Annotated in this window: 2 protein-coding genes; both read right to left on the reverse strand. The window is 30.5% G+C overall.

The window, feature by feature from the left end:
* Window positions 1-387 precede the first annotated feature (387 nt).
* The gene (locus OZD63_RS00750) at window positions 388-4,677 is read right to left on the reverse strand and encodes a DEAD/DEAH box helicase family protein (protein ID WP_275007830.1); all 4,290 of its coding nucleotides are present in this window, start codon (window positions 4,675-4,677) and stop codon (window positions 388-390) included.
* 342 nt (window positions 4,678-5,019) lie between these two features.
* Complete coding sequence (locus OZD63_RS00755; RefSeq protein ID WP_274979591.1) at window positions 5,020-5,379, reverse strand: helicase-related protein; 360 nt, start codon at window positions 5,377-5,379, stop codon at window positions 5,020-5,022.
* Window positions 5,380-5,395 lie beyond the last annotated feature (16 nt).

Consider the following 5,395-nt stretch of genomic DNA (forward strand, 5'->3'; position numbering starts at 1 on the left):
CAGTATTGGTCTAATTTTTTCAAATTGTTCTTTACTTATATCGCTTGGATAGCTTTTTTGCATAGATATATCTCTTTCTTAACTATGCTTATTTTACCTCATATTTTCGAGATCCTTAACAGGTTCTTAGAAACGCAATTACCGGTCGAAAACGTTTATTTTTAAAATTAGATCTACTTCATCAAAATTAATGCTGTTTATTCGAATACTAAAAATGCAATAGATTCAACTTTTATTGCAGTTTGCCAGCCAAAAAGATCATAAGAAACAAAGTTTTTCCGGTATTGCAGAGCGCGGCAAGAGTACAAAGGTTGGCTTTTCAGCCTTAAGTCACACTTTTCCTTAACTTGGCCGCGTACGGTTTATTGAACACTCTTCGTGATCAAGTTAAGTAGCTGGGGGAGAAAAAGCTGAACGTACCTGCTGCACAGCATTGTCATAATCCTTACTTGTTAATGGCTTCAAATCACCTAGTTTTGATGCTACTTTTTCTATTTCTCTATTTGTACTAGTCGTATTGTTTTTAGGATACTTAAGAGCTCTATTAAATAGTTGAAGATTATCTGCAGCCTCTTGTCCATGCTGAACCTTCTGTATTTGATCTAAAAGATCTATTTCACTAGTATCATCAAATGACTTAAGACTACCACTGATAAATTGAATCTTATTGCACATCATGCCTATATCAAAATCAGAGCCTCTACTGCTATAACCCCATATTGAATTTTTCTTATTATTTGTTCTTTTATATAACTCCGGTGTTGCCAGATTCTTGTCTCTAGGAATAATATTATTTTTATCACTGCAATACAGATCACCCTTTTCAGACATGTTTTGATAGTAACAATAACAGTGTAGAATTTCAAAGCATACTTTATATATACTCTCTTGAATATCCTGTATTTTTTCTATATCTCCACATTTTTTAACTACTTCTCTAAATCGTTCTTCATCATCTATACCTTTCTTAAACTCCAAGATTTTTTTCAATTTTTCACTATTTAGTTCTGTTTTATTAGCATTATCTTCTGGATAAACTGCACTTAAAATAGCAAGTAAGTGCTCTTCTTTAAGCGGTGATATGAAATCATTAAGTAATTTTTGGTAAACTTTAGACTGAAAATAATGAGCTATACTATTTACAGTGTATTGTTCTGCCTTATCTTTATCTATAACATTTTCACAATTACAACTAGTTAACTCTTTTATTAGAGGAGAATTTTGCAATTCTGTAAAAATAGATAGGCCATTAAGAACATTAACATAAAATTTCTCTTTTGTAATTTTTTCCTTCTCTAAATACTGCTTAATTGTAGAGTCACTTGAAATCAGATTAAATATTATACTAGATATATCATTTGAACCAATCTTTTGATCATTCGAAAATAATGACTGCGCGTGATCATATACTTCTTTAGCCCATGAATTTTTCTCATTAATGTACTGAGTTATTCGTTCTTTCTGCTCTTTACTTAGACCAGTAGTTACAACTAATTTATTTAATAAAGTTTTTATAGTCTGGTTTAGTTGGTTCAATTCTTCTTTTCTTTCTTCTTTTGCGAATTCATGTAGATTTTCCATTATAAAATCTGTGCTACTTTTAACCTTATCTCCTGTTAAAGAAAGGATTTTCTTCAATGCCAATCCATTGCTAATAATATCTTTATATTTATAATTTTGAATTATATGTGCGTACGCTCTTTCATTTATCAATTCATCTTTTTTTTCGTTATTTTCTAGTTTTTTTACTTCTTGTTTAAACTCTTTGTATGAAGAATGCGTTTTGAACCAGTAGACAATTTTTGTGATAAATTCTAAAATGAAAGTTATCACGTGAGCTGAAGTAGGCAGATGATAATTCTTTTTTATATTATCTCTATAAGAATAAAGTATCTTATATGTATCATTTAGAACATCAATAAAATCGTTTTTTGTCTTTTGATTATCGTGATTATTTTGATTGTATAAATCCTCATACTCATTCCAGATAATTTCAATTAATTTATTTTCTAAATGATTAGAATGAATTTCTCCTGATGGCTCAGTATTTATATCAATATAATCTTGTATTTGTTTTGCAATCTTAGATCCAAGTCTTTTCACTAATTCTTTATGATGTTTCTTATCAGCTTTATTTAGAGCTTTAATGTAGCCATTTCTTGTTAGCTCATTAACATCAAAACTTACTTTTACTCCTGATTTTGTAACAAGATAAAAAATTGGCTGTTTTGCCCAATTTAACCCTCTATTTCTACCAAAAGCCTGTATAATTTCAGCAGGATCGTTAATATTGTCATCTGTTTTGTCTGTGATAAGGCCAACACTACATAAATTTAGATCATTAAATCCAGTAGTCTTTTCGCTAGTAATATAAGAGCCTATAAGCCCCTTCTTACACAGCTTATCAACTACTTTTTCAGTGTATTCTGCAGAACAATAATTAGGTTCATAATAATATTGTTTCGTTGTATCATCTAACGCCTCTATAGTACTTAATTTATGTTTTGTAAGATTCTTCTCTTTATCATGATTATCATCAGATAGTTTAAAGCTTTTTTCTTTTAAGTTAAAAAATGGCTTATTATCCTCAACTTTTGTAGCACTCTTTTGTAAACCATTAACTAAAAAGATAGTTTTATGCTTTTGACAAAATTCTTGTAATGCTAAAAGAGGACTATAGGAGCAGTTATCTGTCCCTAAATATTGGTTATGAATTCTTTTATCAAGTGCCCAATTATCAACAATCATTTTAAGGAATGCATCGTCACCCCTGGCTTGTAATAAAGCCGATAAAACTGTTCTTTCTCGAGTTGCTATACCCTCAGCTATATCTTGTGGAATACCTTCACTAACCAGATCTTTTGATATGTGCTTTCTAGTATCTCCGATATTTTTGGATGATAATTTTGCCTTAACTTCTTTAACTAATGAGTCTAAATCGTGGCGTCTTTTGTAATCTAAAGTAATACTATCATAACCAGTGAGATATGAGATAGTATTTTCAATGATACCATGTAGAACATGAAATTCTTGATATTTTGCAGCATTATTAGAATAGTCTACGTTATTCTCTATAAAATTTTCTGCTTTATTTGAATCATACCCATGATGATCAATCAAATAATTACATAAACCTGCTTTTCTCAACTCTTGTTTTGATTCTTCATATTTTTGCAAATATGCTTCATCTAATCTTTCTCCATGATCAGATAAGGCGCCTAATCCAAAAAAATCATATACATTTTCACGAGAAATTTTATTTCCATTTTCGTATGCACTACCAATCTGATTACCATTTAGCATGAGATGAAAATTGACTACTGAGTCATGACTGCCGCGTCCAACCAAACCTAGAAACTTCTCCCCTATTGGAAGATGAACATTCCATCTTATGCTTTTTCTAATATCACCTTCATTACCATCTGATACATAAAAAGGATCAGTAGTTTTTCTATAGATTACACATTCCTCAATGCTACCAATGCATTCATGTGCTGAGCTCAATCTTTCTTTCTCGATAATACTAGCAAACCATAGTGCTATCCTTTCTCCAAAATTAAATTTGGATCTCTTCTTAGCTGCCTGGATACGGCTTTTTGCTGTTCTAGTTTTTACAGCAGGTGATTTAGAAATACCCCGCTCTTCTTTTTCTTTAAGAGAAAGATTTATAATACAACCAACTCGTTTAGCAATGACTTCTGAAGGTGTAGCAGTTAAAAATGCGATAGGATTTTTTAAATTTTCAATATTTCTTTTATATAGTTCTATCTCAGTTGCCTTATGTGCTTCATCAACACTAATCCACCATTTATTATTTTTAATGAATATAGTTTCAAACTCACTTGATTTTTCTTTGAATAGAATATCATGAGTAGTGATGATATGTGAATTAGGATCTATATTATCAATTTTACCTTTATCACCTAATTTGACTTTATCAGTGATACTTTTTGGTAATAGCCTACAAAAATCTTCTCTTAGTTGATGTGCTAAAGCATCCTGATGAACTGCACAGACTCCATGATAACCTGCTAAATCTAATACAAAAGTCCATAGTGCTTGTGTAAATGATTTTCCAGATCCTGTTGCCATAGCAATTAATACATCAGGATTTTTTGTATCACCATTTACATAATTTATCATTTGATAAAGGTTGGATATATGTATTGGGTAGAGATCAATTTTGTCTAATCCACCGATAATATGCTCATCTATTTTAGTATTAAAAGCATAATTACCGTTATTATCACAACTAAACGTCAATTCATGTGAACTACATAAATCAAGGAAATCATCGTCATTATACTTATTTTTCGGTTTAAACTCAATGTTTTGAGTCTGAGTTCCTTGACTGCTATCACTTTCATAACCTGAATCTTCACGGTCAGATACTATAGTACCAGTAATCTTTACATCATATTTATCATCAGAGTTTTTTTCTATATGAATTTTGCAATTCTTTTTTCCTATCTTTACTTGCTTAGAAAATTTATCTGCCTTTTCTTCCTTAATTGACTCTGTTACGTATTCATTTAATGATAAGCCCCTCTTGTTATTTATAGTAAAATAACTGTTTTTTTTATCATTAATTATATCTAGCAAAAGGTATCCTAGATATACTTTTTTTCCCGCTTTAACAATATTTTCAATGTCTAGCTTCTGCTTTTCAATACTCATAATAGATTTTATATAATTAACAACATTATTTACGTACAATTATATGCAAATAGTATAAAAAGTCAATTAACACTACAGAATATCCTAATCATTGCTATTCAAGACCGCTTCGATAGAGGAAAAGGCATAAATATATGGTATAAGCTCATACAAACAGGCCGCAACAATAGGGTGTATACATCTAACTGCTATGGTTTTACAGTATTGAAATCAGTCAAAAAATCATCTCGTACATCATAAAAAAATTTCTCTACTTAAGTTTTGTATAACCTGTTGTAAGTAGAAAAAACAGAAAATTTTTGATTTTTTTTTGAATACAGCAACATATAAACTTTATAAGTTCTATAGTGCATTTTTTATATTAACTAAATCTCTTAATTGATCGTTGTTAAATTCTGTAATCCAACTCTCGCCACTACTTATAGTTAGGTTTGCTAATTCCTTCTTGCTTTGAATCATCTCATCAATACGCTCTTCAAATGTACCTGTTGAAAGTAGCCTGTACACCATAACATTACGTTCTTGCCCGATACGATAGGCCCGATCTGTTGCTTGTGCTTCTACTGCTGGATTCCACCATAAGTCATAATGTATTACATGATTTGCTGCTGTTAAATTAAGTCCTGTTCCTCCAGCTTTTAAAGACACTATAAGAACCTGTTTAAAATCTTCGTAATAGGAGAGAAATGAAGGAAAGGACAATCATTTGCAAGCTGGT

This window comes from Wolbachia endosymbiont of Drosophila leontia, from assembly GCF_028981785.1.
Classification (GTDB): domain Bacteria; phylum Pseudomonadota; class Alphaproteobacteria; order Rickettsiales; family Anaplasmataceae; genus Wolbachia; species Wolbachia pipientis.